This is a genomic window from Streptomyces koelreuteriae (assembly GCF_018604545.1).
In the GTDB taxonomy this organism is placed as follows: Bacteria; Actinomycetota; Actinomycetes; order Streptomycetales; family Streptomycetaceae; genus Streptomyces; species Streptomyces koelreuteriae.
The window spans coordinates 1477206-1503820 of the sequence record NZ_CP075896.1; the positions used below are offsets into that span (position 1 = coordinate 1477206).

The following is a 26615-nucleotide window of genomic DNA, read 5'->3' on the forward strand; positions in this document are numbered from 1 at the left end:
AAGTGGGTGGGTCGGTTGAATGTCGCCATCGAGGTCCGCGGGCTGTCCCGTACCTTCCACACCACCGTCCGCCGCCCCGGGTTCACGGGCGCGGTCCGATCCCTGGTCAACCCCGAGCGGGTGGCCAGGCACGCCGTCTCCGACATCACCTTCGACGTGCCCGCGGGCGAACTCCTCGCCCTGCTCGGCCCGAACGGCGCCGGCAAGTCCACCACCATCAAGATGCTGACCGGCATCCTCACGCCCACCTCGGGCGAGGCCCGGGTCGCGGGCGTCGTGCCGTACCGGGAGCGAGAGCGCAACGCCCGCAACGTCGGCGCGATGTTCGGGCAGCGCACGCAGCTGTGGTGGGACCTTCCGGTGCGCGAGTCGTTCGCGATCCTGCGGGACATCTACGAGGTGCCGAAGGCCGAGCACGCCGCCCGGCTGAAGGAGTTCGACGAGATCCTGGACCTGTCGTCCTTCTGGGACACCCGGGTCCGCCATCTCTCCCTCGGCCAGCGGGTGCGCAGCGACCTGGCCGCCGCCCTGCTGCACGATCCGCCGGTGGTCTTCCTCGACGAGCCGACCATCGGCATGGACGTGGTGGTCAAGGAGCAGGTGCGGGAGTTCCTGCGCCACCAGGTGGAGCAGCGCGGCCGTACGGTCCTGCTGACCACGCACGACATGACGGAGGTCGGGCGGCTCGCCGAGCGGGTGGTGCTGGTCAACCACGGCCGGCTGATGCTGGACGGCGGCCTCGACGAGATCCGCAGGAAGTTCGGCTCCACCTGGCAGGTGCGGGCCACCCTCGCCGACCCGCGTGCCGAGGTCGTGCCGCCGCCCGGCACCGCGCTCCTGCGGCACAGCGGCGCACAGGTCGTCTTCGGCCCCGACGGACCCGGCGCGCCCACCGTCCACCAGGCGCTCAAGGCGGTGATCGAGCGGTACGAGGTGACCGACATCGCCCTGGACGAGGCGGACCTGGAGGACGTGATGCGGGCCGCGTACGCGCATGCCGGGGAGGTCTGACATGGCCGTGCTGCACGCCTGGCGCGCCGCCCGCGTCACCCCGCTCGGCGAGCTGAACGCCCCGCCCCGGATGACGGCCGTCGCGCTGCGGCTGGCCGTGCAGGTGGTGCTGGTCTGGTCGCTGTGGCGCGGCCTGTACGCGCACTCCGGCACGACCGCCGGCCTGAGCCGCGACCAGGCTGTCACCTACGCCGTGCTGGCCGTACTGGCGTCCCGGCTGCGGGAGCTGGACCAGTACACGGGCCGGGACACGGTCCTCCAGCACATGCACTTCGGCACCATCGTCTACTGGTATCTGCGCCCGCTGCCGCCGCAGCGCTACTACGCCCTGCGGGCCGCCGGCGAGCAGTTGTACGGGCTCGCGTGGGCGCTGACCGGCTATGTGGTCTGCCTGGCCACCGGGCTCGTCGAGCCGCCCCGCTCGGCGGCGGTGGCCGCGGTGTTCGTGGTCAGCATGCTGCTGGGCCAGTGGGTCCTGTACTACGTGATGCTCACGCTCGACCAGTTGTGCTTCTGGACGATCCGCAACAACGCGGCGATGCTCATCCTGCTGTTCGCGCAGAACCTGCTGTCCGGGGTGTACGCGCCGCTGTGGTTCTTCCCGGACTGGTTCGTGACGATGAGCGCCTTCCTGCCCTTCCAGGCCACGCTGAGCGTGCCGCTGTCGCTGTACGTGGGACGGATCCCCCTGTCCGACGCGGCCTTCCAGCTCTGCGTCCAGGCCGCCTGGGTGGTGGCGCTGGCGTTGTTCACCCGGCTGCTGTGGCGGCGGGCCGCCCGGCGCGTGATCTCGCAGGGAGGCTGAGATGTCGTTGAAGGCTCTGCGGATCATGTGGCGTGTGACGGCGCTCAACTTCCGCGCGCAGATGGAGTACCGCACCGAGTTCCTGCTGATGATCGCGATCGGGGCGATCTGGCAGGTGTCTGTGATCGTGTTCGCCACGGTGCTGCTGACCCGGTTCGCTGGGATGGGCGGCTGGGACAGCTCGGACGTGCTGCTGATCCCGGCGACGCGCATGCTGGCGCACGGTCTGTTCGTACTGCTCCTGGGGCGGGTGCACTTCGCCGGCCGGCAGATCCAGGAGGGCCGCGTCGACATCTATCTGATGCGTCCCATGCCGGTGCACCGGCAGATCCAGCTGGCCTACTTCCCCACCAACGCCATCGGGGACCTGACCGTCGCGGCGGGCCTGATGGTGGGCGCCCTGTCCCGCAGCGACCTGGACTGGACGGCGGGCCGGATCGGCTATCTGATCGCGGCCGTGCTGGGCGGCATGCTGCTGGAGGCGGCCCTGTTCACGGTCGTCGCCAGTGCGGCGCTGCGTTTCCCGGCGGCGGACTACTGGGGCCGCTGGCTGGAGGAACTCCTCGGCACGTTCGGCAGCTACCCGCTGAACGTCCTGCCCAGGGCGGTGGGCGGCTTCCTGACCTACGGCCTCCCGCTCGCGTTCGTCGCCTTCTTCCCGGCGGCGGTGCTGACCGGGCACGGACATACGACCGGTGTGCCGTACTGGCTGGCGGCGGCCTCACCACTGCTCGGGCTGCTGGCGTATCTGGGGGCGCGGCTGCTGTGGCGGTGGAGTCTGCGGCACTACAGCGGGGTCAACGGCTGACGGTCCGGCCGGACCCTCGGACCGGGGTGAACAGGGCACACGCGGCGAGCAGGACGCAGATCGCTCCGGCGGCCAGGGCGACCGGCGCCGTGCCCTGTTCCTCCGCGGCCCAGGTCAGCACGGCGGCGCCGATCGGTGCCGCCGCGTAGTGCAGGGTCCAGAACGCGGAGGTGACCCGGCCCAGGAGGTGTTCCGGGGTCACCTCCTGGCGGAGCGACATCGAGCAGGTGGCTCCCATGGCGGCGCACCCCAGGAAGGCGGCGCACAGGGCCGCGACCACAGGCACGTCACGGGCCCAGCCGAGACCGGCGAAGGCGAGCCCGCAGCCCGCGACCGAGCCGGTCCACGTCAGCCCGAAACCGAAGCGGCGGCGGATCCGCGCCACGAGCAGGGCGCCGGCGATGGTACCGAGCGCACCGGCGGCCATCACGGTGCCGACCGTGCCGTCGTCATGGCCGAGGTCGTGCTTGAGGTGGTAGATGACCAAGTCGTGGATCCCGAGGGTGAGGAAGCTGAAGACGAACAGCAGGACGGTGAGCGAGCGCAGCACGGGGTGGCCGTAGAGGAAGGCGACGCCGGTGCGCAGGTCCTGCCACAGTCCGGTGCGCTGGCCCGGCCGGTCGTCCGGGGCGCGCCTGCGGAACCGTACGAAGAACAGGAGGGTCGCCGACACCCCGAAGCTGGCCGCGTTCACACCGACCGCGGCGGCCGGGCCGGACCAGGCGGCGACCAGCCCGGCGCACAGCGGCCCCAGCACCCCCGCGCCCGCGGCCGTGGCGTTCAACCGGCCGTTGGCCTCGGTGAGTTGCCCGGTGCCGACCAGGCCGCGTACGACGGTGACGTAGCCGACCGCGAACAGCATGCCGACGGCCTCGCACAGCGGCAGCACCACGTACAGCAGCCAGACCTGCGGGCCGAACAGCCACACCAGCGGGATCACCCCGTACAGCCCCATGCGCACGAGGTCGCAGGTGATGAGCAGCCGGCGCCGGTCCACCCGGTCCACCACCGCCCCGGCGAACACGGCAGCGAGGACCGACGCAGCCCCGCCCACGGCGGTCAGCAGCCCCATCCGCGCGACCGAACCGGTGGCCTCCAGGACCAGCAGCGGCAGGGCGATCAGGGCGAAGGAGTCGCCGAGGACGGAGAGGGTCTGCGCGGTCCAGAAGATCCCGAAGTCCCGCTGCCGCCACAGGGGGCGGGTGCCGCGACGGGTGCCGCTGCGGGTGTCGCCGCTGGTGTCGGGTAAGCCGTCGTCGCCGGCGGCCGAGGGCGTGCCGTCGCCGGGCTCGTCCTCGCGCCGTGCCGCCTCGTGTGTCATGCGCCCTCCCCCGTCGCCGATGCACGGCAACCTTACGGCCGGCCGCGGCGACTGGGGGGTGTCGCACCCCCACCCCCACTGGAGGAGCCATGCCACACACCCCTGACAGGCGCCGCTCCCTTCGCCCCCTCACACTCGCCGCCGCGGGGGCCCTGCTGGCCTCGGTCGCGCTCCCGCAGCTCACTCCCGACGCCTCCGCCGCCACCACGCTGCGCGGCTACGCCGACGCGCGCGGCGCGCGGATCGGCGCGGCGGTCGCCGACGGGCCGCTGCGCACCGAGCCGGCCTACACCACCGTCCTGAACCGGGAGTTCAACTCGGTGACGGCGGAGAACGCCATGAAGTGGGACGCGCTGGAGCCCAGCCGCAACAGCTACAACTGGGCCGCCGCCGACCGGCTGGTCAACCACGCCGCCGCCAACAACCAGGGCGTACGGGGCCACACCCTGGTCTGGCACAACCAGAATCCGTCCTGGCTGGCGAACGGCAACTTCTCGGCGTCCGAGCTCAACACGATCCTCAAGAAGCACATCGACACCACGCTCGGCCGCTACCGGGGCAAGATCTACGCCTGGGACGTCGTCAACGAGGCGTTCAACGAGGACGGTTCGCTGCGTAACTCGCTCTGGCAGAGCAAGCTGGGCAGCGGCTACATCGCCAACGCGCTGCGCTGGGCCCACGCCGCCGACCCGAACGCCAAGCTGTACATCAACGACTACAACATCGAGGCGGACAACGCGAAGAGCGACGGCCTCTACAACCTGGCGCGGCAACTCCTCGCCCAGGGCGTGCCGTTGCACGGCATCGGCTTCCAGGCCCACTTCGTCGTCGGCCAGCTGCCGTCCTCGATGAAGGCGAACCTGAAGCGCTTCTCCGACCTCGGTCTGGAGGTGTCGATCACCGAACTCGACGTCCGCATCCCGCTGCCGGCGTCCTCGGCCGAGCTGGCCCAGCAGTCCACCGACTACAAGACGGCCACGGAGAACTGCCTGGGCGTACCGCGCTGCGCGGGCGTCACGGTCTGGGGCCTCACCGACAAGTACTCCTGGGTGCCGGGCACGTTCAACGGCTACGGCGCGGCCCTGCCGTACAACGAGAGCTACGGGGCGAAGCCGGCGTACCAGGGGCTGTCGGACGGGCTCAATCCGCAGGCGTAGGCGGGAAATTCGATTCCGGCGGGCGGTGCGGGCGCAGTAGCGTCCGCACCGTGAGCGACACACTGGCGGCCTTCACCGCACGGGCGGCCGAGGATCCCGGAGTCGTGGGCCTCGTCCTCAGCGGTTCCCAGGTCCACGAGGGCATGCCGACCGTCCACTCCGACCACGACCTGCATGTCGTCGTCGGGGACGACACCGCTTCACCCCTCACCGAACTGAACGGCTTCCGCTCGGCCCACCTCGACCTGGTGGTCATCCCGCTGGCGGAGTTCCGCACCCGCGGCATGCCCGGCCGCCCCGACCACTTCGCGCGCTACTCCTACGTCCACGCGGAAGTACTGCTCGACCGGCTCGACGGGGACATCGCCCGGATCCTCGACGAGAAGCGGAGCCTGGGCGCCGACGAGGCCCGGGCCGCGGTCGACGGCTGGCTGGACGCCTACGTCAACCAGACCTACCGGTCCCTGAAGAGCTACCGCGACGGCCACCCGGCCATGGGCCATCTGGACGCCGCCGAGTCAGTGCCGTACGCGCTGGAGGTGCTCTTCGCGCTGCACCGCCGCGTCCGGCCCTACAACAAGTACCTGCGATGGGAGCTGGAACGCAGCCCGCTCGGCGAGCGGCGGTGGGGCGTGGACCGGCTGCTGCCCGTCGTGGAACGGCTGCTCGCCGACGGCGACCCGGGCACACAGCGCACGCTCTTCACCGGTATCGAGGAGGCGGCGCGCAAGGCGGGGCACGGCGAGGTCCTCGACTCCTGGGGCACGGACCTGGAGCTGCTGCGTCACCCCTGAAGCGCCGGGGCGTCTCCCACTGTTTTCCCGACTTCCCTTGCGTATCAGGGGTGTTCGGCTCCAACCTGAGCACCGTTCAACTTTCTTCTCCCCTCCGCTCCCTCCCCTCCCCGACCGGAGACACCCCCCATGAAGAGACTGATCGGCACCCTCATGGCCGCCGCCCTGGGCGTCACGGGCCTGGCCGCCACCTCCGCGACACCCGCCGTCGCCGCGGGCTCCGGGTCGTTCAACGTCCTCACCTACAACGTCGCGGGCCTCCCCGAGGGCCTGAGCTCCGGCAACCCGGAGAAGAACACCCCGCTGATCTCCCCTCGTCTCGGGGCGTACGACATCGTCAATGTGCAGGAGGACTTCAACTACCACGCGGCCCTGTACGGGGGCGACGACCACGCCCACCGCACCGCGACCAGCGGCGGTGTCCCCTTCGGCGACGGCCTCAACACCCTCTCGGACCATCCCTTCGAGGACTTCCAGCGGGTGAAGTGGAACAACTGCACCGGCACCAACTGCCTCACCCCCAAGGGCTTCTCACTGGCCCGGGTACGGCTCGCCGAGGGCGTCTTCCTCGACCTCTACAACGTGCACACGAACGCGGACGCCACCGACGACGCGCTCGCCGCCCGCCGGGCCAACGTCGAGCAGCTCTCCGACTTCATCCAGGCGAACTCCGCGGGCAACGCGGTGATCGTCATGGGCGACACGAACACGCGGTACACGCGCTCCGGCGACAACATCCGCACGCTCCTGAGCGAGAACGGTCTCACCGACGCCTGGGTCCAGCGGGTGAAGGGCGGAACACCCCCGGCCCAGGGCAGTGACGCGCTCGTCTGCCCCACGACGGCGCCCACGAACGACTGCGAGGTCGTGGACAAGGTCCTCTACCGCGGCAGCAAGCTGCTCAGCCTCAACGCGACCCGCTACAGCAACGAGTGGGCGTCCTTCCTCGACCCGGCGGGCGCCAACCTGTCCGACCACTTCCCGCACGCGGTCGACTTCTCCTACACTCTCGACCCCTCCCTGCGCGCGAGCGACTTCTTCGGCGGCCCCCACGGCACGGCCTTCAACGACGCGGACGACCTGCCGGCCACCCCGGCCCCGCGCACGCTGACCCTGCGCGGCAACGCCCGCCTGGACGCGGTGTCCCTCACCCACGACGGCGGTACGACACTCAGCCACGGCGGCACGGGCGGCACGGCGACATCCCTCACCCTCGCCTCCGGTGAGCACCTCACCTCCGTAAAGCTCACACAGGGCCAGAAGGACGGCCGCACACGCCTGTTCTCGGCGTCCTTCACCACCGACAAGGGCCGCACCCTCTCCACCGGCACGGCCACGTCCGACACGAAGACCTTCACGGCCCCCGCCGGCCGGCAGATCGTGGGCTTCACGGGGCGGGCGGGATCCGAGGTCGACAAGCTGGGTGTGGTGTACGCGCCGATCCGCTGAGGCCCGTACTCAGGCGGTGACGCCCTCCGTGATGCGCCTGCTCAGTTCCCCGGCCGTCAAGCCGCCCGGTTCCCGCCCCTGGGACACGCTCTCCCGGGCGGCCTGCTGGAGGGCCGCGTTCACCGGGGTGGGCACGCCGTGCTGCCGGCCGAGCAGCACGATCTCGCCGTTGAGGTAGTCCGTCTCGATCGATCCCGTGCCCCGCGCCAGGCTCTGCCAGGAGGAGCCGCGCGTGGGCTCGCCGGCGATCGGCTGCGGGTCGACCGTCCCGGCGCGCAGCTCGGTGATCTCGGCCGCGCTCGCGGCGGCGATGCCCGCGGCGTCGAGGGCCGCGGCACCCTCGGCCTTCGCCCGGGCGATCAGGTCCCGCGCGGCGGCGTCGGAGGCGGAGCCGCACACGGCCTCGACCACGTTGGCGAGGTTGCCGAGGAGTTTTCCGTACTTCCAGCGCATCACGTCCGTCACCACCGGAGCCAGGAAGTGGGCTTTCTCGAGGTCGTCCGCGATCCGCCGGGCGGTCTCGTCCGAGCCCGTCCCGTACCGGCCGAGGACCAGGACACCGGTGTACGGGCCGCAGGGCGCGACGACCTCTCCCGGGTTCAGGTGGGTGCTGGGCAGGATGACGCACATGCCGTGCACCTCGTGGAAGCGGCGCAGTGCCAGGCGCTCGTTCTCCACTCCGTTCTGGGCGCACACCAGCGGCAGGCGTTCGCCCGCCGTGCCCCCGCCCGCCACCGGCCGTGCGGCCCAGGCGTCCAGGGCGGCCACGCTGTCCTGGGCCTTGACGGCGAGGACGAGCACATCGTCCTCGCGCAGCTCGACGTCCTCTGGCCCTGCCACGATGGGCGTGTCGAGGGTGAGTGTGCCGGCGGGGACGGTGAGCCGCAGGCCGTTGTCGCGCAGCGCCTCGAAGTGCGCGCCGCGCGCGACCAGGACGACGGACCGGCCGCTTTCGTGCAACCGCCCCCCGATCGCACCGCCGATGGCTCCGGACCCGATGAAGATGTAGCGCATTCCGCTCCCTGGCTCTCCGCTTCAGACGTCATACGCGTCGTACAGGTCTTCGCCAAGGCGCCACGTACACACCGGACTTGACTCCCCCCTGGTACTCCGTTCCCACCGTACCCCGCAGGCGTCGAAGGCAACTCGGCGCAGGCGGTGTGCCGGCGCGGGACGTGGGAGGTGCCCTGGTCATGGGCGCCGCAACCGTGGGCCCTCAGGCTACGATCGCCGTGCGCCTGTGGGACCTTCACACCCGACACGGCATCACGTCGTGGCCCTCTGCGAGAGGTAACCCCGGAAACCCCCATGCCCAGAGCCGGCCTCACCCCCGACCGCCTCGTGGCCGCCGCAGCCGACCTCGCCGACGAGGCCGGCTACGAGCACGTCACCCTCTCCGCCCTGGCACGCCGCTTCGGTGTGAAGGACGCCAGCCTGTACACCCACGTCCGGAGCCTCAAGGACCTGCGCACCCGCCTGGCCCTCCTCGCGGGCGGCGAGATGATCGACCGGATCGCGGCGGCGGTCGAGGGGCGGGAGGCCGGCCGGGACACGCTCGCCGCCTTCGCCGGTGCCTACCGGGCCTACGCGCTGGAACACCCGGGCCGGTACGCGGCGACCCAGATCCCCGTCGACCAGGACCTCCTCGCCGACTCCCCCGCGATGCGCCGCACGGCCGACGTCACCTACGGCATGCTCCGCGCCTACGGCCTGGAGGAACCCGACCTCACCGACGCCGTGCGCCTGCTGCGCAGTACCTTCCACGGGTACTGCGCCCTGGAGTCCAACGGCGCCTTCGGCGCGCCCCGTGACGTACAGGCGTCCTGGGACCGGTCGATCGACGCCCTGCACGCGCTGCTTCTGACCTGGCCCCGCGAGGAGAGGAACCCCGATGCGTGACACCGCCGGTTCGATAGCCGAGATCTACTCCCTCGGCACCGGCCCCTGGACGATGACACCCGTCACCCGGGGCGCCCTGGGCCAGATCTGGAAGCTCACCGGGAACGGCCGGTCCTGGGCCGTGAAGGAGCTCCTCTTCGGCTGCGACGAGGCCCAGGTACGACGCGAGGCCGCCTTACGGGAGGCCGCGGAAGGCCTCGGCATCGCCTCACCCCGGCTCCACGCCGACCCGTACGGCGCGCACGCCACCCGCCTCGACTCCCCGGACGGCGGCTCCTGGGTGAAGCTGTACGACTGGGTGGACGGCAGTCCGGCGGACGCCTCCGACCCGGACGTCCTGGACTGGTTCGGCCGGACCATGGCGCTGCTGCACCAGGCCGGCGAGGGCGCCGTCGGGACGCCGGGCGACTGGTACGAGCGGTGCCCCGACGACGCCGAGTGGGAGGACGTGCTCAAGAAGGTGCGGGACGCCGGCCTGCCCTGGTCGGAGGAGCTCGGCCGCTTCGTCGCCACGTCCGCGCCCCCGCTGGCCCACTGGGTCACCCCGTCGGCATCACACGGCCTCGTCACCTCGCACCTCGACCTCCAGCCCCAGAACGTCCTCGTCGGCCCCGACGGGCCGGTCCTCCTCGACTGGGACAACGCGGGGCCGGTCGCGGCGGAACGGGAGTTCGCGCGGGCCGTCCACGTCTGGTCGGGCGGCAACGAGGTGGACATCGAATCCGCCCGGCTGCTGGCCCGGGCCTACCGCGATGCCGGGGGCCCGGCCGTCATCACCGGCCCGGAGTCGTTCTCGATGCTCTTCGCGACCGCCCTCAACTACGTCCATGTACAGGCCGAGACGGCCGTCGACCCCACTGTGACCGATGCGCAACGCCGGTTCGCGAGCGTGCAGGCCGTCTCCTTCCTGCGCGGCGTGCCGGACCTGGCCGCCGTCGCCCTGCTGGTCGCCGCGCTCGACACCTAGCGGGTCACGAACCCGGCCACCTCGTCGTACGACGGTGTCACTCCCGTCGGCATGCGTCCCGCCCTGATGTCCGCCACCGCCTCCAGCGCCGCGCCCAGTGCCCTCCGGTAGAGCAGCGAGCCGAGGCTGATCCGGCGTACGCCGACGTCGGCGAGGTGGGCGACGGTCGGGCCGCCGGGCGAGTAGAGGACGTTGAGGGGGACGTCCAGGTAGCGCACCAGGGCGGCGATCTGCCGTAGGTCGGTGAGGCCGGGGACGAACACGCCGTCCGCGCCCGCCTGTCGGTAGGCGTCGAGCCGGGTGAGCATGTCCCTGGTGTCGCCGTCGCCGTCGCCTTCGCCGAGCCAGTGGGTGTCCGTGCGGGCGTTGACGAAGAGGGCGGGTGCCGCCTTCTTGACCGCGGCGATCTTCGCCGCGTGCCGGGCGACGGGCCCGAGGCCGTCCTCCAGGTTGATACCGACCGCTCCTACGGCGTACAGCTCGCGCGCGAACTCCGCCACCTCGTCCGGGTCGTCGCTGAAGCCGCCCTCCGCGTCGACCGACAGCTGGAACGGTTCGGATCCCAGGGCGAAGGCCAGCCGGAGCGTCTCCTCCCGGGTCGCCGCCACACCGTCGGGCAGTCCCGCGACCGCCGCGACGCCCAGGCTCGTCGTCGCGACCGCCCGGAAGCCCTGCCCGGCGAGGGCCCGGGCCGAGGCGTGGTCCCAGGCGTTGGGCAGGAGGAGGGGCTCGTCTTGGTGGTGGAGGTCGGCGAAGGCAGTCATGGCGCCACGCTAGGACCGGCTCACTTCGGCGCACGCCGAAGTATGGGTTCCGGGTGCCGTGGCAACCTTCGCCGCCCCCACGGCAACCACAGATCATGACAACAGCACAACCCGAAACACAGCCCCGCCGCACCACACGCCACCGCCGCGTCCGCGCGGCCCGCAAGCCCGCGATCGGGGCGCTCGCGGCGGCCGGTCTGCTGGCCGGGGCGTGGTGGGCGACCGCCGGTGCGGCGACGGCCCCGGCCCTCGCGGTGACCAGCACGGCCGTCAGCCTGCCGACCGCGTTCCCCTACCTGTCGGCCGGTTACAACAACACCCGAGAGTGGACCCGCACGGCGACGGCGGCCGCTCCCGACGGCACCCTCCGGGTGGCCTGGCCCGCGGCGGACGGCATCCACGTCACCCCGCTGACCAAAGCCGGTAAGCGGGCGGGCTCCGACACCGTCGTCAAGGGTGCCAAGGAGGTCGGCGGCCTGGTCGCGCACAACGACGGCTTCGCGCTGCTCACCCGCGTCTCCGACAGCAACAAGTGGAAGGAGACGGCGGCGGCCCTGGTCCGCTACCAGGGCGGCAAGGAGACCTTCCGTACGAGGCTCACCGGCACCGCGTCCAAGGACACGGCCCCGCTGCTGGACGGGCAGCTCACCTGGAACGGCAGCAAGTACGGCGCGTACTTCGTGGTGCACGGGGCGGGCGGCGCGGCCGACGGGCACTTCGGCGACAAGCTGGCGTACGTCAGCGCCAAGGGCGCGAAGCTGAGCGGCGGCTGGGGCTGGGGGTGCAGCCACAACGAGGGCATCGCGCTGCACGCCGAGAAGACCGGCGCCTTCACCTCGCTCTGCTTCGACGACTGGCGCTCGGGCCTGTTCGTGTCGACGGGCATCGGCGCCCCCGACAACGCCCCGGTCGTGCAGCGCGAACAGTGCTGGGCAGGCTACTGCGGCGGCACCTTCCCGAGCCGTACCGGCGACCTCGTCAAGTCGGCGACCGGCCGCTACGCCACCGCCTTCGCGTCCCGGGGCGCGGCCTCCGCGAAGAAGAACCCGGACGACGCGAGCGGCCGTGGCTGGACGGTCACCCCGAAGACGGGTACGCACCAGGTGGCGGTGGCGATTCTGAAGGACCGCAACTCCGGCCCCGGCAAGGCGATCCGCCTCTCCGAGACGAAGGGCGTGGAACACGTCAACGTCCATCTCGCCCCGTACGGCAAGGACCGGCTGCTGCTGTCCTGGGAGTCGGTCAAGAACGCCACCTGCAAGGACGGCACCTGCACCGGCACCTTCGCGGGCACGCATCTGCGCCTCATCGACTGGAACGGCACGTTCCAGAGCGCGGCCAAGGTCGTCCAGGACAGGATCACGGGCGATATCGCGGTGTCCGCCGACGGGACGCTGACCTGGGCCTACGCCCCGGCCACGCCCTCCTACGCGAAGCCGCTCACCGGTGCGTCCCCGACGTCCACGACCTTGAAGATCGCCCGTCTCAAGCCGTGACGTCCACGCCCGACTCCGTCAGCCGGACCCGTGTCACGCCGCCGTCGCTCCAGCGGACCTCCAGTGCTCCGGCATCGTCGGCGCGTACGGAGACCAACTCCTGCAGCGCGGCCGGGTCCGGCTCGGCCGTCAGTCGGGCCAGGGCGACGAACAGGGTGGCCCGCTCGCCCACGGCGCCCGTCAGGGTGTCCGTGAGGCCGATCGCCGGCAGGAGTTCCGCCCTCAGCCCCTCCCCGGTCGGCCAGCCGGTGACCCGTACCGCCGTCCCGGGCTCCGCTCCCGACACCAGGTGCGCCCGCACCTCCACGGCCCCGCGCGCCAGCACCACGCTCGTCACCCGCGCTCCCCCGCCCGCCGTGTGCCGGGAGGCCGCCCAGCCCTCGCCGACACCGAGCGGTTCGATGCCGGTGCGGCTCGGGTCGTCGCCGACGATCACGCTGTTGTCGGGCGGGGAGGGCGCCGCGGCCGGGGCCGTCACCGTCGAGTACGCCAGGCGCGTGTAGTACGGGTCGTAGCGGACGTCCTCGCTGCCGTGGTTGTGGAGGCGGACCACGCCGTCCGAACGGGTCGACTGGAGAAGCCAGTTGGGCGGTCCGACGGGGGTGACGGCGTCGGCGCGCTCGGCCGGGCCGGGTTCCTCCGCCGCCGTCCACACCTCGTGGTCGGCGGGCAGCAGCAGGCCGAGGAAGCCCTTGCTCGCCCAGTACGGGGAGGCCGGGCCCGAGTAGCCCTGGAGGACGGACGCGTCGGGGCCGTGCCAGCCGAGGGAGAGCAGGCCCTTGTCGTCCACCGCACCCCGGTCGAGGAAGTACCGCAGCGCACCCGAGGCCAGCCGCCGGGTCTCCCCGGGCGACAGGGGCGTACGGCCGGTCAGCGCGCCCAGCCAGAGGGGGGCCGTCGTGGCGAAGCGGTAGGTGAGGGAGCGGCCCTGGTGCATCGGGGCGCCGTCGCCGCCGAACAGCCGGGCGTAGTCCGAGAGGTGGCGGGAGAGGCGGTCGCCGTAGAGATCCAGCAGGCGCTCGTCCTGCTCCAGCCAGGCGTGCAGCACCGGGTAGAGGTGCATCGCCCAGCCGTTGTAGTAGTCGAACTTGCGGCCGTCGCCGTCGGTGTACCAGCCGTCGCCCAGGTACCACCGCTCGATGCGTTCCAGGCCGCGGTAGATCGCCGCGCGGGACGCATCCGGCTCGTGGCCGATCTCGGCCAGGAAGCCGCCGACCGTGACCGGGAACAGCTCCCAGTTGCAGGGCCATGCCTCGGCGGTGAGGGCGTCGCCGAGCCAGTCGGCCGTCCGCTGCCGTACGCCGTCGTCCAGCCGGTCCCACAGCAGATCCCGGGTCAGGCGCAGGGCGAGCGCGATCGAGGCCGCCTCCACCAGGGGCTGGCTGCGGTCCTCGATACGGGGCCAGACGCCCGAGACACCGGCGGCGAGGCCGGTGGCGTAGCGCTCCAGGGCCTTCTCGTCGCGGCGGAAGGCGGCCAGCAGCAGGGTGCGGGCGTAGCCCTCCAGACCGTCGGAGAGACGGCCCGACCAGCTGGTCCGCTCGCCGGGCAGGTGGTACAGCGCCCGGTCCTCGGTCGCGTACGGCTCGACGGCGGTGAGCAGGGCGTCGGCCGCCGCCTCCCAGTGGGCGCGGGTGCAGCCGGTGAACGGAGACGTCGTGCCGTCGGCCGGAGGCAGGTGCATCGGTTCTCTTTCGTGCGCGGGTTCGTGTTCGTGCGCGGGTTCGTGCTCGGACGCTTGGATCGGCCCGCACAGGCGGACCTGGCTCGGCCCGGACAGGCCGGACCTGGAGCGCCCCGGTTCCGGTCGGGGCGCCCCAGGGGCTCTATCCCACCCGCACTCTGCCCTTCGGCACCAGATGCCGGGTGACGAGTTCGTCGCGGACGAGGCCCGCGTAGGCCGTGGCACCGCGCACGGAGGTGTGCGTGTTGTCCCGCGCCTCGTTGTAGAGGTACAGCGCCTTCGAGCCCTCCACGCCCAGGGACTCCACGAGCGCCTTCGTCTTCGCGGTGAGGTCGATCAGCGGGACGTCACGCTCGGCGGCGACGGAGCGGGTGACCGCCGGGTGGTCGACGCCGAGGCCGTTGACCAGGAGGGCGGTGCCGTTGTTCAGCGTGCCGTCCGCGTTGAACCAGCGGCGCACGATGGGGGTGACAAGGACCGGCTGTCCGCCCCGCGCCCGGACGCCGTCCACCAGGGTCTCCAGGTTGGCCCGGTAGGTGGCCTCGTCCGTGGTCTTGTCGTTGTGGGCGAGCTGGACCAGGACCAGATCGCCGGAGCGGATCAGGGGCCGTACGGTGGCCCACAGCTTCGGGTTCCCCAGATAGGAGACCGTACTCTCCCCGGAATCGGCGTAGTTGGCGACGGACACGCCCTCGCGGAGGTACTGGGGCAGTTGCTGGCCCCAGCCGGAGTACGGGTCGCCGGGCTGGTCACAGACGGTGGAGTCGCCGACGAGGAAGATCTGGCGGGTGTGCCGGGCGGGGGTGACCCGGATGTCGGCGAGGGCGGGTGCGGAACCGCCGATCCGCAGGTCGAGGCCGGGGGTTCCCTCGGGGCCGGTGGGCTCGCCCTCGGGGGTGCGGACGTTCACGGTGAAGCTGCGGGTCACGCGCTTGCCCGCAGGGGCGGTTGTCTCGGGGAGCAGGGCACGGCGGGTCTCGCCGCTGACGCTGGTGGCGGACGCGGTTTCTCCGCCGAGCACGACCCGCACGTCGTATGTGCCGGGCGGGACGTCGAAGTGGCAGGTGCCGGCGGCGCACTGTGCCAGGCCCAGGGACGGGCGGCCGGAGTGCGCCTGCGCCGGTACGGACGGCAACGCGCTCCCCAGAGCCAACGCCGCCACGACGGCGATGCTGAAACGTCTCACTCGCGGCTCCTCCCAGCGGACGACAAGACCTGGAGGTGGACCGTACCGCTCCGGACAAGCGCTTTCTAGACCCCGAGCAGCATTCACGAGATGGACAACTTCACATGACCGAAAGCCCTTTCGCGAAATCGATTCAACTGTCACCCTCACTCCCACCCGAACTCCCCCCCACCTCCCGAGGAGGCCCCCCATGTCCGGATCCGCGCACAGACCGGTCGGCCGCCGCACCTTCGTCCTCGCCGCCACCGCCGCGGCCGCCGGCACGGCCCTCACCGGCACGGCGCACGCCGCCGCCTTCGGCTGGAGCGACGACGGCTCGCACTACGTCGTCGACACCGGCGCCCAACTGGTCTTCAAGGTCAGCAAGTCCACCGGCGACCTGACCTCGCTGGTCTACCGGGGCACGGAGTACCAGGGCTACGGCGGCATGAACTCGCACATCGAGTCCGGCCTCGGCGCCTCCACCGTCGGCATCAGTCAGTCCGGCTCGACGATCCTGGTCTCCGTCACGCACGGCACGCTGAAGCACTACTACGCGGCCCGCAGCGGCGAGAACAACATCTACCTGTGGACCAACAAGGCCGATACGTCCGTCTCCGCGACCCGGTACATCGTGCGCGTGAAGAAGGGCGCGTTCCTCAACGACGAGCCCGACTCCTACACCTACGCGCCGACCGCCATCGAGGCCTCGGACGTCTTCAGGAAGTCCGACGGACAGACCCGCTCGAAGCACTACTCCAAGCGGCGCGTCATGGACTACGACTACGTCGGCTGGTCGGCCGGCGGGGTCGGCCTGTGGGTCGTGCGCAGCAACCACGAGAAGGCGTCCGGCGGCCCCTTCTACCGCTCCCTGCTGCGCCACCAGAGCGCCGACGGCGGCGGTCTCTACGAGATCCTGTACTACGGCCAGAACCAGACCGAGTCCCAGCGCTTCGGCCTCCAGGGCCCTTACGTCATCGCCTTCACGGACGGCGGGGCGCCCTCCTCGGCGCTGTTCCCGGGCACGCTGACCACACCGTGGGCCGACTCGCTCGGCATCTCGGGATACGTGCCGGCGAGCGGCCGGGGCAAGGTGGCGGGCGTCGGGATATCGGGCCGGAACTCGGCGTACCCGTACACCGTCGGTCTGGCCAACTCGGCTGCCCAGTACTGGGGTTCGGCGCGTTCCTCGGACGGCTACTTCTCCGTCGGAGGCGTGCTGCCGGGGACGTACACGCTGACCGTCTTCAAGGGTGAGCTGGCGCTGTATACGACGTCGGTGAGCGTGTCGGCGGGCGGGACGACCACGCTGAACACGATCGCCCTGCCGTCCTCGAACGACCCCGCCAACGCCGGCGCGATCTGGCGGATCGGGGACTGGAACGGCACGCCGGGCGGGTTCAAGAACGCGGACCTGATGACGTACGCGCATCCGTCGGACGTACGGGCCGCGTCCTGGACCGGGAACGTGGTGATCGGCGGCGGCGGTGAGACGGCGGCCTTCCCCTGCTACCTCTGGAAGGACGTCAACAGCGGGCTGCTCGTGTACTTCAGGCTGACCGCCGCGCAGGCCGCCGCCGCGCACACCCTGCGCATCGGCGTGACGACGGCGTACGCGAACGGCCGGCCCCAGATCACGGTCAACGACACCTGGACGTCAGCCATCCCGTCCCCGCCCACGCAGCCGAACACCCGGTCGCTGACCAACGGTTCCTACCGCGGCAACAACCACACGTTCACGTACAGCGTCCCGGCGTCCGCCTGGAAGACGGACACGAGTCAGTACAACGTGCTCAGGATCGACGTGGTGAGCGGGTCGGGGGCGACAGGGTTCCTCAGCGCCGGGACGGCGATCGACGCGATCGATCTGCTGGCCTAGCGGCCCTCGGGGCCGTCATGTCCCGCGCGTCCACTGCTGGTTGGTTCCTCCGTTGCACGTGTAGGTGATGAGGGCGGCGGAGTCGGCGGTGGACGCGCCGTTCACGTCCAGGCACTCGCCGGTCGCCCGGGACTTGACGTTCACGTACGAGCCGGTGGTGGTCAGGGACCACTGCTGGCTCGTCGCGGAGGCGTCGCAGTTCTCCTGCGTGAGGGTGCTCGCGTTCTCCCGCACGCACAGGGAGCTGTTGCGGACCGCCAGTTGGTAGTAGCCGCCGCCGACGGACTTGAACCAGTACTTCTGGTTGCTGCCGCCGTTGCAGGCGTACTGCTTGAGCTGGGCACCGGCCCAGAGCGACTGGCTGGTCACGTCCGCGCACTTGGCGGAGTGGCGGGCGATCAGGGTGTTGTAGGTGGCGCTCGTGCCGGTGACGGTCCCGGCGGCCGTGTCGACGGTGACCTCCGGCGACCAGGACATGGACATCGTGGTCGAGTTGGAGAAGTTCAGGGGCAGCCACACGTACCGCGAGTCGTTGACGGTCCCGCCGAAGGAGTTGCCCCAGCGGTCGCCGAGGTAGAGGTACGAGGTCCCCGAGGTGCCCTGCACGGGCAGGACGAACGCGGTCTGTGAGCCGTAGGTCGTCGCGTCGCCGATGTTCCTCATGGCCGACCAGGGTCCGCCGATGCTCGTGGCCGTGGCGTACTGCTGCTGGTTGGGGTTCCAGCCCGTGGCGCCCGAGGTCAGCATGAAGTAGACGCCGCCCCGCTTGAACAGGGCCGGGGCCTCGCGGTGGCCGCCGGGCCAGGGGTTGGCGACCAGGCTCGCTATGCCGGTGTAGTCGGCGGTGAGCCGGTAGATCTGGAGGTCGTAGTTCTCGCGGGCGGCGGAGATCATGTACCCGGCGCCGTCGGTGTCGACGAAGACCGTGATGTCCCGGGACATGTGCTGGCCGAGCGGCCGGAAGCTGCCCTTCCAGGTGTAGTTCCCGTCGACGGTGTCGGAGACGGCGACGGCCGCGCGGGCTTCGCTGTAGTCGGTGCCGTTCTCCTTGTGCATCCACATGACGAACTTGCCGGTGGACGCGTTGTACATGACCTTGGGCCGCTCGATGTTGGCGGTCGCGAGCTCCGGGTCGCTGGCCTCGGTCAGGACGTGGTTGCGGAACTCCCAGTTCTTCAGGTCGGTCGAGCGGTAGGCGTCGACGTACCGGAAGGTGTTGTCGGCGTTGCGGTGCTCGCCGAACCAGTAGTAGTAGGAGCCGACCTTGAGGACTCCGCCGCCGTGCGCGTGGACGGGGTTGCCCGAGGTGTCCTTGAACTGGGTGCCGTTGGTGATCGTCTGGGGCGCGGCCTGGGCGGGGCCGGCGCTGGCGAGGGCGCCGAACAGTCCGAGGCACAGGGCGAGGAGGGCGGCGTACGCGCGTCTCATCTCACTCACCCGCCGGGGCCGTGTCGGCGACGGGGATGCCGAAGTCCGGGGTGCCGTCCGGCTTCCAGCCGAGCTTCTGGATGCGGGTGTGGCGGTTGGGGTCGTTCAGGGGGTCGCCGTTGATGTCCTTGTACTGGCGGGCGTGGTAGACGAGGACGTCGGTGCGGCCGTCCTCGGCGACCGTGAAGCAGTTGTGGCCGGGGCCGTACTGCTTGGTGGTGTCGTTGCTGGTGAAGACCGGGGTCGGCGACTTGGCCCAGCTGACGGGGTCCAGGAGGTGGCTGTCGGCGTCGGCGGTCAGCAGGCCCACGCAGTAGTGGGAGTCGGTGGCGCTGGCCGAGTAGGTCATGAAGAGGCGGCCGTTGCGCTTCAGCACGTAGGGGCCCTCGTTGACCTTGTAGCCGATGCGCTCCCAGTCGTACTCCGGGGTGGAGAGCCGCACCTGCGGGCCCGTGAGGGTCCAGGGGTTCGCCATCTCGGAGAGGAAGATGCCGGTGTTGTTGTCCATGCCGGGCTCGTGCTGCGCCCAGGCGAGGTAGCGGGAGCCCCGGTGGGTGAAGGTGGTGGCGTCCAGGGAGAAGGTCTCCCAGGCCGTCTTGACCTGGCCCTTCTCCACCCAGGTGCCCTGGAAGGGGTTGGGGTGGGCGTTCTCCAGGACCCAGATGCGGATCGCCCAGACGTCCTCGGCGGGCGCGGAGGCGAAGTAGATGTACCACTTGCCGCCGATGCGGTGCAGTTCGGGCGCCCAGATGTGCGCGCCCATGTTCCCGGTGGGGTGGGCACGCCAGATGACGGACTCGTCGGCCGTGCCGAGGCCGTTCAGGGTGCGGGAGCGGCGCAGGATGATGCGGTCGTACTCGGGGGCGGTGGCGGTGAAGTAGTAGAAGCCGTCCGTGTGCCGGTGGATGTGCGGATCGGCCCGGTTGCGGACGAGCGGGTTCTCGAAGGGCGCCGGCTTCGGGCGCCTCACCGGCGCGGCGGCCTGGGCCACACCGGGGACGACGGGCACGGCGGCCAGGGCGCCGGCGGCTGCGGCACCCTTCAGCAGAAGTCTGCGGCTGGGGGGTTCGGGCAGGGCGTGGTCGCGTTCGCGGCTCATGCGGGGGGCTGCCTCTCACTGGCGTTGTCTGATATTTCGAACACCATCTGTCATTACGAACGCCGAAAAGGTAAGGGTGTGTCACGGGGAGGTCAACGGGTCTGACGGGACGAAGACGGCCGGGCCTCAGAAGGGGCGGCGGTACGGGTACTTGTCCACTCGGTCGTGGATCGCGCGCAGCCATGGCTCGCGGACGGCGGGCAATCGGGCCAGTGTGTGGAGGAGGATGCGCGGGTCGGGCCGGAACAGCGACCGTGGGCGCAGGGGCAGGGGATCGTCGCGCTCGACTCCGTCGGGCAGGCGGCCGCTGGTGGGCGTGGGCAACTGCGCGGGCTCAAGGGCCAGGTGGAGCCACACGCCGGCGGGCACGGGCACGGTGTGCGCGACGCCGGGCGGTGCCTGCCACACCTCGCCGGTGCGCGGGTGCCGGGGGACGAGGGCGATGTCGGGGGCGGGGTCGAGGGCGGGCAGGCCCGGTCCGGCGAGGGCGGCCGTCTTTCCTCGGTGCACGCTTGTGCGGGAGCAGCAGATCGAGCGCTCGGCCCAGCGTCTCGGCGAGGAGACCGTCGGGAACGCTCACCGGTGTGCCCACCGCGGCGGCCAGCAGGTGGGCCAGGGCCGATCCGAGGGCCGCCTCCCAGCGGGGATCCCACCACCCGCCCTGCTCGACGGGCGGGACGGCCTCGTACTCCCGGCCCAGCGCCGCCCAGTCCGCCGGGAGAGCGGGTGCGTCGGCGGTGAGGGGGTGAACGGCGTCCGGGTCGAGCCACACCGCCTGCCAGAGCGTGCAGTCGTCGACGCGTGTCGCGACGGGCCGTCCGCACCGGGCGCAGGCCAGGTTGGGGCCGCTGCTCCCGTCCAGCCCCAGGCAGTAGCCCTCGCATCGCCCGGGGATGAGAACGGTGCCGCGCACATCACCGGGCGCGACGACGATCGCGCCGGGCGACCCGAAGGACAGCGCGGGTACGGGCGCGAACACGCCCCGGGCCGAGGACTCTTGCGCCGCGACCTCGCTCCACTGCCGCCAGGGCGGTCCGAAGGGTTCGGGTTCGACGGCGTAGGTGCCCGATTCCATCAGGGCGGGGAGCAGCTCATGGCTGTAGGTCTGACGGGCGTGGTCGGGAAGCGCCACCCGCGACACGGGCACGGTCAGCTCGGCGCCGCATCGCGTACACCCGAACACGGGCAATTGGCCTCCCCCTTGCTCTCCCCCTGGTCAGGGGGAGTATCGCGGCGCGGCCACAGGTCGCCAACCCAATTTCTGTTATCGGCGCCCGCCGCCCCCGTCTCCGGTGATGTGCGCAGCCTCACCACCCACACCACAGCAGCGGCCGTCGGCGTCCTCGCGGCGGTCGTGCCCCTCGTCACCGCTCCCCCGGCGGCGGCCGACGGTCCCCGGGATGTCACGGGCGCCGTGCTCGCCGGGCGGGATGTGACGCTCGCCGGGGACACGGTCGTCGCCGTGCCGCCCGGGACGACGACGTACGACGGCGTGTTCCGGGGTGAGGGGACGCTGACCGTGCGGGGCAGCGGGACACTGGTCCTCACCAGGGACAGTGACGTCACGCTGCCCCGGTCCCGGCAGCGGCAGACCGTGCGGACGCTCGGCGGGAACCACCCGTATGTGACCGTGGCCCGACCCGACCCGCCCGCGATCACCGTGGAGCGCGGGGCGACCCTCCAGTACGGCGACGGGGGCACGACCGGGCTCATCGGCCACTTCCCTTACGGCACACCGGCGTTCCGGCTCAACCAGGACAACATCCGGGTCGACGGCACCCTGCGGCTCGCCCTGAGGAGCGCCTACAACCTGGGCACCATCAGCGGCTCCGGGCTGATCAGCCAGCCGCGTTTCCTCTGGGGCACCTGGGACCTGTCGGGGGCCCACTCCTTCTCCGGGGTGATCGACAACGGCACACAGGTGAACGCCGGGCGACCGGAGTACGCGACCTCGCTGCCGCGCCTGCGCAAGCTCCTCAACCAGGGCACCTTCACCGTGGACACCCCGCTGGGGCAGACCGTCACGATGGGCATGGACTTCTACCAGCGCGAGTACGGCAGCGACATCAACGTCCAGTCGCGGCCGGGCGGCAAGGTCGTCCTGACCGGGCAGTACAGCTGGTCGGACCGGGGCGGCGACACCGACCCCTCGCTCAGCGACCCCGCCCTGAACTGGACGCCCGCCCGAAAGAACGTGAACAAGCGCGGCACCAACATCAAGGGCGCGAACGTCCGGTGGGGCGACGGCACCACGAACAGGATCTTCATGCCGGGCACGGCGGAGACCGTGTACATCAACCTCCTCGCGGCCCGGGAGCGTTCGAGGCTCACCTTCGACTACAACGGCCCGGTGACGCTCGGCGCCCCCATCGGCGGCGGCCGGTTCCACGACTCGCTCTCCGCCCCCGGAGCCGGTGACATCGTCATCGCCGGAACTCCCGGCAACGACGTGACCTTCGCGGCCGTCCAGCACTACGACGGCTCCACCACGGTCGAGAAGGGCGCGGTCCTGCGCCTCGGCAGCGGGAAGCGCGGCGGCGACGGCGGTCTGTACACGCGAGGCGCCCGCTCCGAGGTCGTCAACAACGGCTCCCTCGTCCTGCGCAACACGGACCAGCCCCTCACCCTGTCCCGCGTCGGCGGCAGCGGCTCGCTCACCCAGTCGGGCGCGGCCACAACGACCCTCACGGGCGGCGCGGTGACGTACACCGGGCCGACCACGGTCTCCCGGGGCACACTGGCCCTGCGCGAAGGCGCCACACTCGCCCGGAGCAAGGCGATCCGGCTCACCTCGGCCGGAGCCCGCCTGGACACGGGCCGGGCGGGCCTGCACGTCTCGACCACCCTGAGCGGCAAGGGCACAGTGCAAGGGGCGGTCACCAACGAGGGAACCGTCACGACCGGCCTCACCGTCGACGGCCCCTACACGCAGGGCGCGAAAGGCTCCCTGCTCCTGCGGGAGAAGCCACTGAAGGTGACGGGCGCGGTACGGCTGTCCGGAGACCTCGATGTGCCGGCGGCCGGGAAGCGGACCGCTCGGGTGATCCCCGTGCTCGACAACCAGGGCCGCTCCAAGCCCTCGGGAACCTTCACCGGCCTGAAGGAGGGCGCCCGGCTGAAGCTGGCCGGCACCACCTACCGCATCAGCTACCGCGCCGGTGACGGCAACGACATCGCCCTGACAGCGGCCACCGCCACCCCGGTCCCGTCCCCCACCGCGCCGGACTCGCCCGCCTCCGACACGGTGACGCCCCGCAGCGCCGGCGCCTCGGAGAACATCGGCTTCGGCTGGTGGCCCTACGCGCTCGGCCTGGCCCTCGTCGTCAGCCTCGCCGTACCGATGGCGACGCGGCGCGGGCGGGGGCGGGGGCGGCGGGGCGGCGGACGTCATGCGGGCCGGGCTCGCCGGTGAGGCTCACACCTCGGACTCGCCCCACGACGTGACCACCGCTTCGTCGCCGACCGACACCTTGCCGGGCCGCAGGACCGCGTACTTCGTGCCGAAGGCGATGCCGCCCTGGGAGGCGCGCCGGTAGCCGGCGAGGGTGCGCAGGGGTTCCGGGCCCGCCCTGGTTCCGGAGTGCTGGTCGACCAGGGTGACCGCGCAGCGGATGGCGAGCTTCGCATAGCCCAGTTCGGTGTCGCCGACGCGGATGCGGTGGGCGCGGTCCTCGGTGTGGGGGTCGTCCCAGCCGTCGATGACGAGGTTGGGGCGGAAGCGGTCCATGGGCAGCGGGCGTTCTCCGCGCTCGGCCAGTCTCCGGTTGAGCAGGTCGAGGGTGGAGCGGGAGAGGACGTGCAAGGCGCAGCTGTCGGCATAGCCGGAGGTGCCCGGTGTCATGCCGTCGGTCACCCGGTCGTGCTCCGGCGGTACGCGCACGAGCCGGCTCCGGGCGCCGAGCACGTCCGAGAGCCAGGCGGCCGCCTCATCGCCCTGGTCGATGCCCTGGAAGGTGTCACCGAACAGGTCGACCTTCTGCCGGGTGCCGGAGGCGTCCACGCTCAGGTGCAGGGCCCGAAGTCCTGGTGCCCGGAGCGTGAGGTGAGCGCCGTCGGCGGTGACAGCGGGCCGGATGAGGGCGAGGCGGGGGTCTCGGCGCTGCGTCCGGTACACGCCCTCCTCGCTGACCACCATGAAGCTGCGGTCGTCTGCCAGTCCGGCGGGCGTCAGCAGCGCCTCCCGGACCGATGTCCCGGCGCACCCCTTGAGGGGGTAGTACGTCAACTCGACCACGCGTGCCATGCTTCCCCCCCCTTCCGTCTGCCGTCAGCGTCCGCTGGGCGGCTCGGGAAAGCCGACTCGGGGAGCCAGCAGCCGGGCCTCGGCCGCCCAGTCGGCGAGGAAGGCGAGGGTCAGGCCGCGTTCGCGGTAGCGGAGTGCGGCGGGGACGGTGCCCGCGCCGCCGTAGTCCGTCTGCTCGTCGTCGGCCCGGGCCAGCATCAGCGCGGTGAGCCAGTCGTACTTCACGGCGGAGGCGCACACGCCGAGCCGTACGAGTCGTTCGTCGCCGTGCCAGCCGCTCTCGCGCAGGCCGTGCACATAGGCGTCGTAGGCCGCCTTGGCCAGGCCGGGGAGGTCGGCGGCGGGGACGAAGAGGTCGAAGACGGAGTCGGGGAGGTAGTTGCCGAGGTCCTCGCCGAGCGCTCCTTCGCCGGCGAACGCCCAGTCGAACAGGACGCTGTCGGGGCCGTCGGAGCGGACGTTGGCCGGCCACTGGTCGAGGTGGGAGAAGGTGCGGGGCAGGGACTCCATGACCGTGAGGAACCACTCGCGGTCCTGGTGGAGGCGGACCATGTCGGCGCGTAGGCCCGCCGGGAAGTGCTCCCGGACCAGGGGGTGCCGCCAGGCCTCGTCGTCGTCGAGGAGGTCGTGGTTCGCCGTCCTCCCTGAGACGTAGTCGCGCAGGAAGGACCGGGACAGCCACGGCTGGTCCTCCCCCGCTCCCGTCGCGCCCTGCGCGGCGCCGAGCCGGTGGGCGTGCTCGATGTGCCGGGCGAGCGGCCAGGTCGTCGCCGCTTCACCCGGTACGTCCTCCAGCCACAGCGCCACATCGCCGTCGGGGCGGTCGACGCAGGCCAGCAGCCGGGGCGCGCGGATGCCGTGCCGCTGCCAGACCTGGGCGAGCCCGGAGCGGTAGACGTAGGCCTCGCGGCGCCAGAAGTTCCAGTGCCGGGGGTCGTTGGAGGCGGACCAGGCGACGCTGGTCTCCTTCGTGCGCGTCAGCACCTTCACGACGGCCGAGCGGTCGCCTCCGGTGACCCTCCACACCCCGGCCGTGACGCCGTTGTACGGGTTGTGCGGGAGCGGTTCGAACACCGCCTTCCCGGCCGGGACTCCCAGGACCTCACGTACTTCGGCATCAGCGACAGCGACCTCGGGCATCCCCCGATGCTATGCCGACGCCTCCGCCGTGTCCTTGCGTCCGCGCAGCCACACGTACACCGGAATCCCGGCGAACAGGAACAGCACACCCTGGTAGACGGCCGCGTACCCGGCGCCCGCGATCAGCCAGAAGGAGAAGCCGAAGGAGAGGGCCGCCACGATCAGGTCGCGGGTGAGACCCGCGGGGCGGACGCGCTCGCGCGAGCCCCGGGCCAGCCAGTAGAGCTGGGCCGCCGCCGAGAGCAGATACGGCACACAGCCGGTGAACGTGGTGATCAGGACGAGGACGCGGAAGGTGGTGTCCGGGCCGGCCGTGTAGTTGAGGCCGATGAGGAGCGTGCCGAGGACCGCGCAGGCCCACACGCCGAAGCCGGGGACACCGCCCTTGCCGAGCTTCGCGAACGGCGCGGGGAAGAGACCGTCGCGGGCGGCGGCGTACGGCATCTGCGCGGCCATGAGGATCCAGCCGTTGAGGCAGCCGGTGATCGAGGCGACGGCGACCAGGGCGATGGCGGTGCCGCCCCAGGAGCTGCCGGTGATGGCGTTGACGGCGTCGGCGAAGGGGGCGCCGGAGTCGACGAGCCGGTCGTGCGGGACGAGGCCGAAGACGGCGATCGTGCCGAGGATGTAGACCAGGGCCGAGGCCAGGGTGCCGAGGACGCTCGCCCGGCCGACCGTGCGCTCCGGGTCGCGGACCTCGCCCGCGCTGACGGCGGCCGACTCCACCCCGAGGAAGCTGTACAGCAGCAGCGCGGCGGAGGCGGCCAGCGCCCCCGAGACGCTCTGGCCGGAGGCGTTGAACGGGCCGAAGTTGTCCGTGTCGACGAAGAACAGCCCGATCGTGGCGAGCAGCAGGAGCGGTACGAACTTCAGGATCGTCGAGACGACCTGCACCGTGCCGACCCAGCGCGTGCCCGCGAAGTTGGCGGCGGCGGGCAGCCAGAGGGCGGCCAGGGCGACGACGGCCTGCAGGGCGTGGTTGCCGTGCAGGGGTATCAGGACGTCGACGTAGCCGACGACCGCGACGGCCAGGGCGGCGATGCTGACCCAGCACATCGTCCAGTACGACCAGGCCGACAGGAACCCGGCGAACTCGCCGAACGCGTCGCGCGGGTAGACGTAGAGACCGCCGGTGACCGGGCTGCGCCGGGCCAGCTTGCCGAAGAGCAGCGCGAGCGCCACGGCCCCCACCGAGAGCACGACGAAGGCGAGCAGGCTGATCGTGCCATAGGGGGCGACGGTGGCGGGCAGGGCGAAGATGCCGCCGCCGATGATGTTGCCCATGACGAGTGCCGTGGCGGCCGCGAGGCCGAAGGTGCGGCGGGGAGCGGGGGCCGCCGGGGTGGCCGGTTCGGCGGGCTCGGCGGCCTCGGTGGGGCTGGGGACGGTCATGAGCGTTCCTGACAAGCGGAGGGGGAGGGTCCTGATCGTAACCGCCATCCCACATGGTGGTCGACCTGTTCATGTGCTGGACACAATCGGCTGGGTTCCGCCGCCGGATCTCGA

At 71.7% G+C, this 26615-nt stretch carries 21 protein-coding genes and 1 pseudogene; 11 read left to right on the top strand and 11 right to left on the bottom strand.

The genetic code is table 11. The annotated features are described in order from the left end of the window. The first annotated feature begins 15 nt into the window (after nt 1–15). The 3 genes from KJK29_RS06520 to KJK29_RS06530 are packed head-to-tail and all read left to right on the top strand — an operon-like array spanning nt 16 to nt 2624. Nucleotides 16–1011, top strand: a complete 996-nt coding sequence (locus KJK29_RS06520) for an ABC transporter ATP-binding protein (protein ID WP_215124185.1) — start codon at nt 16–18, stop codon at nt 1009–1011. Nucleotide 1012: 1 nt separating this feature from the next. After that, nucleotides 1013–1816 (top strand): ABC-2 family transporter protein, encoded by an 804-nt coding sequence (locus KJK29_RS06525; RefSeq protein ID WP_215117749.1) that lies wholly within the window; start codon nt 1013–1015, stop codon nt 1814–1816. A 1-nt stretch (nt 1817) separates the two neighbouring features. Continuing rightward, entirely contained in the window at nt 1818–2624 is an 807-nt protein-coding gene (locus tag KJK29_RS06530; protein WP_215117750.1) for an ABC transporter permease, read from the top strand. Here KJK29_RS06530 and KJK29_RS06535 read toward each other — a convergent pair. Continuing rightward, on the bottom strand, nt 2614–3945 hold the full coding sequence (locus KJK29_RS06535; protein ID WP_215117751.1) for an MFS transporter: 1332 nt from the start codon (nt 3943–3945) through the stop codon (nt 2614–2616). The two genes, KJK29_RS06530 and KJK29_RS06535, sit on opposite strands and share 11 nt — an antisense overlap. Nucleotides 3946–4034: 89 nt before the next feature. Between KJK29_RS06535 and KJK29_RS06540 the strand changes: the two genes are divergently transcribed. From KJK29_RS06540 to KJK29_RS06550, 3 genes are all read left to right on the top strand, one after another. Next, nucleotides 4035–5102: an endo-1,4-beta-xylanase gene (locus tag KJK29_RS06540; RefSeq protein WP_215117752.1), complete on the top strand. Its 1068-nt coding sequence runs from the start codon at nt 4035–4037 to the stop codon at nt 5100–5102. 50 nt (nt 5103–5152) lie between these two features. Beyond that, nucleotides 5153–5896, top strand: a complete 744-nt coding sequence (locus KJK29_RS06545; RefSeq protein ID WP_215117753.1) for a hypothetical protein — start codon at nt 5153–5155, stop codon at nt 5894–5896. A 129-nt stretch (nt 5897–6025) separates the two neighbouring features. Beyond that, complete coding sequence (locus KJK29_RS06550) at nt 6026–7345, top strand: jacalin-like lectin (RefSeq protein ID WP_215117754.1); 1320 nt, start codon at nt 6026–6028, stop codon at nt 7343–7345. A gap of 9 nt (nt 7346–7354) precedes the next feature. Here KJK29_RS06550 and KJK29_RS06555 read toward each other — a convergent pair whose 3' ends face one another. Continuing rightward, the gene (locus tag KJK29_RS06555) at nt 7355–8359 is read right to left on the bottom strand and encodes a ketopantoate reductase family protein (protein WP_215117755.1); all 1005 of its coding nucleotides are present in this window, start codon (nt 8357–8359) and stop codon (nt 7355–7357) included. Between the two features lie 294 nt (nt 8360–8653). On the opposite strand from KJK29_RS06555, the gene KJK29_RS06560 reads away from it, so the two are divergent. Together KJK29_RS06560 and KJK29_RS06565 are read left to right on the top strand one after the other, a co-directional pair. Then, the gene (locus KJK29_RS06560; protein WP_215117756.1) at nt 8654–9244 is read left to right on the top strand and encodes a TetR/AcrR family transcriptional regulator; all 591 of its coding nucleotides are present in this window, start codon (nt 8654–8656) and stop codon (nt 9242–9244) included. Then, entirely contained in the window at nt 9237–10211 is a 975-nt protein-coding gene (locus tag KJK29_RS06565) for an aminoglycoside phosphotransferase/kinase family protein (protein WP_215117757.1), read from the top strand. Before KJK29_RS06560 ends, KJK29_RS06565 begins: the two co-directional genes overlap by 8 nt. Here KJK29_RS06565 and KJK29_RS06570 read toward each other — a convergent pair. Beyond that, nucleotides 10208–10975, bottom strand: a complete 768-nt coding sequence (locus tag KJK29_RS06570; protein ID WP_215117758.1) for an isocitrate lyase/PEP mutase family protein — start codon at nt 10973–10975, stop codon at nt 10208–10210. The genes KJK29_RS06565 and KJK29_RS06570 overlap by 4 nt on opposite strands. A 95-nt stretch (nt 10976–11070) precedes the next feature. Between KJK29_RS06570 and KJK29_RS06575 the strand changes: the two genes are divergently transcribed. Further along, entirely contained in the window at nt 11071–12471 is a 1401-nt protein-coding gene (locus KJK29_RS06575; protein ID WP_215117759.1) for a hypothetical protein, read from the top strand. On the opposite strand, the gene KJK29_RS06580 is transcribed toward KJK29_RS06575, so the two are convergent. Together KJK29_RS06580 and KJK29_RS06585 are read right to left on the bottom strand one after the other, a co-directional pair. Next, a complete protein-coding gene (locus KJK29_RS06580; protein ID WP_215117760.1) occupies nt 12461–14155 on the bottom strand; it encodes a DUF2264 domain-containing protein in 1695 nt (564 codons plus the stop codon). The genes KJK29_RS06575 and KJK29_RS06580 overlap by 11 nt on opposite strands. A 142-nt stretch (nt 14156–14297) precedes the next feature. Beyond that, nucleotides 14298–15341, bottom strand: coding sequence for a rhamnogalacturonan acetylesterase (locus KJK29_RS06585; protein WP_215117761.1), 1044 nt, complete (start codon nt 15339–15341; stop codon nt 14298–14300). A 190-nt stretch (nt 15342–15531) separates the two neighbouring features. Here KJK29_RS06585 and KJK29_RS06590 point away from each other — a divergent pair, with 190 nt between their 5' ends. Continuing rightward, nucleotides 15532–17199, top strand: a complete 1668-nt coding sequence (locus KJK29_RS06590) for a rhamnogalacturonan lyase B N-terminal domain-containing protein (RefSeq protein ID WP_215117762.1) — start codon at nt 15532–15534, stop codon at nt 17197–17199. A 15-nt stretch (nt 17200–17214) separates the two neighbouring features. Here the strand turns inward: KJK29_RS06590 and KJK29_RS06595 are convergent, their stop codons facing one another. From KJK29_RS06595 to KJK29_RS06605, 3 genes and pseudogenes are all read right to left on the bottom strand, one after another. Beyond that, a complete protein-coding gene (locus tag KJK29_RS06595; protein ID WP_215117763.1) occupies nt 17215–18627 on the bottom strand; it encodes an RICIN domain-containing protein in 1413 nt (470 codons plus the stop codon). Between the two features lies 1 nt (nt 18628). After that, complete coding sequence (locus KJK29_RS06600; protein ID WP_215117764.1) at nt 18629–19726, bottom strand: glycoside hydrolase family 43 protein; 1098 nt, start codon at nt 19724–19726, stop codon at nt 18629–18631. Between the two features lie 126 nt (nt 19727–19852). Next, a pseudogene (locus KJK29_RS06605) lies at nt 19853–20915 on the bottom strand (hypothetical protein). Between the two features lie 108 nt (nt 20916–21023). Between KJK29_RS06605 and KJK29_RS06610 the strand changes: the two are divergent. Further along, a complete protein-coding gene (locus KJK29_RS06610; protein ID WP_215117765.1) occupies nt 21024–23138 on the top strand; it encodes an autotransporter-associated beta strand repeat-containing protein in 2115 nt (704 codons plus the stop codon). A 3-nt stretch (nt 23139–23141) separates the two neighbouring features. Here KJK29_RS06610 and KJK29_RS06615 read toward each other — a convergent pair whose 3' ends face one another. From KJK29_RS06615 to KJK29_RS06625, 3 genes are read right to left on the bottom strand one after another with little or no spacing between them, the layout of a single operon-like run. Further along, nucleotides 23142–23969: an MOSC domain-containing protein gene (locus tag KJK29_RS06615; RefSeq protein ID WP_215117766.1), complete on the bottom strand. Its 828-nt coding sequence runs from the start codon at nt 23967–23969 to the stop codon at nt 23142–23144. 24 nt (nt 23970–23993) lie between these two features. After that, complete coding sequence (locus KJK29_RS06620) at nt 23994–25109, bottom strand: aminoglycoside phosphotransferase (protein ID WP_215117767.1); 1116 nt, start codon at nt 25107–25109, stop codon at nt 23994–23996. A gap of 9 nt (nt 25110–25118) precedes the next feature. After that, a complete protein-coding gene (locus tag KJK29_RS06625) occupies nt 25119–26501 on the bottom strand; it encodes an amino acid permease (protein ID WP_215117768.1) in 1383 nt (460 codons plus the stop codon). Between the last annotated feature and the right edge of the window lie 114 nt (nt 26502–26615).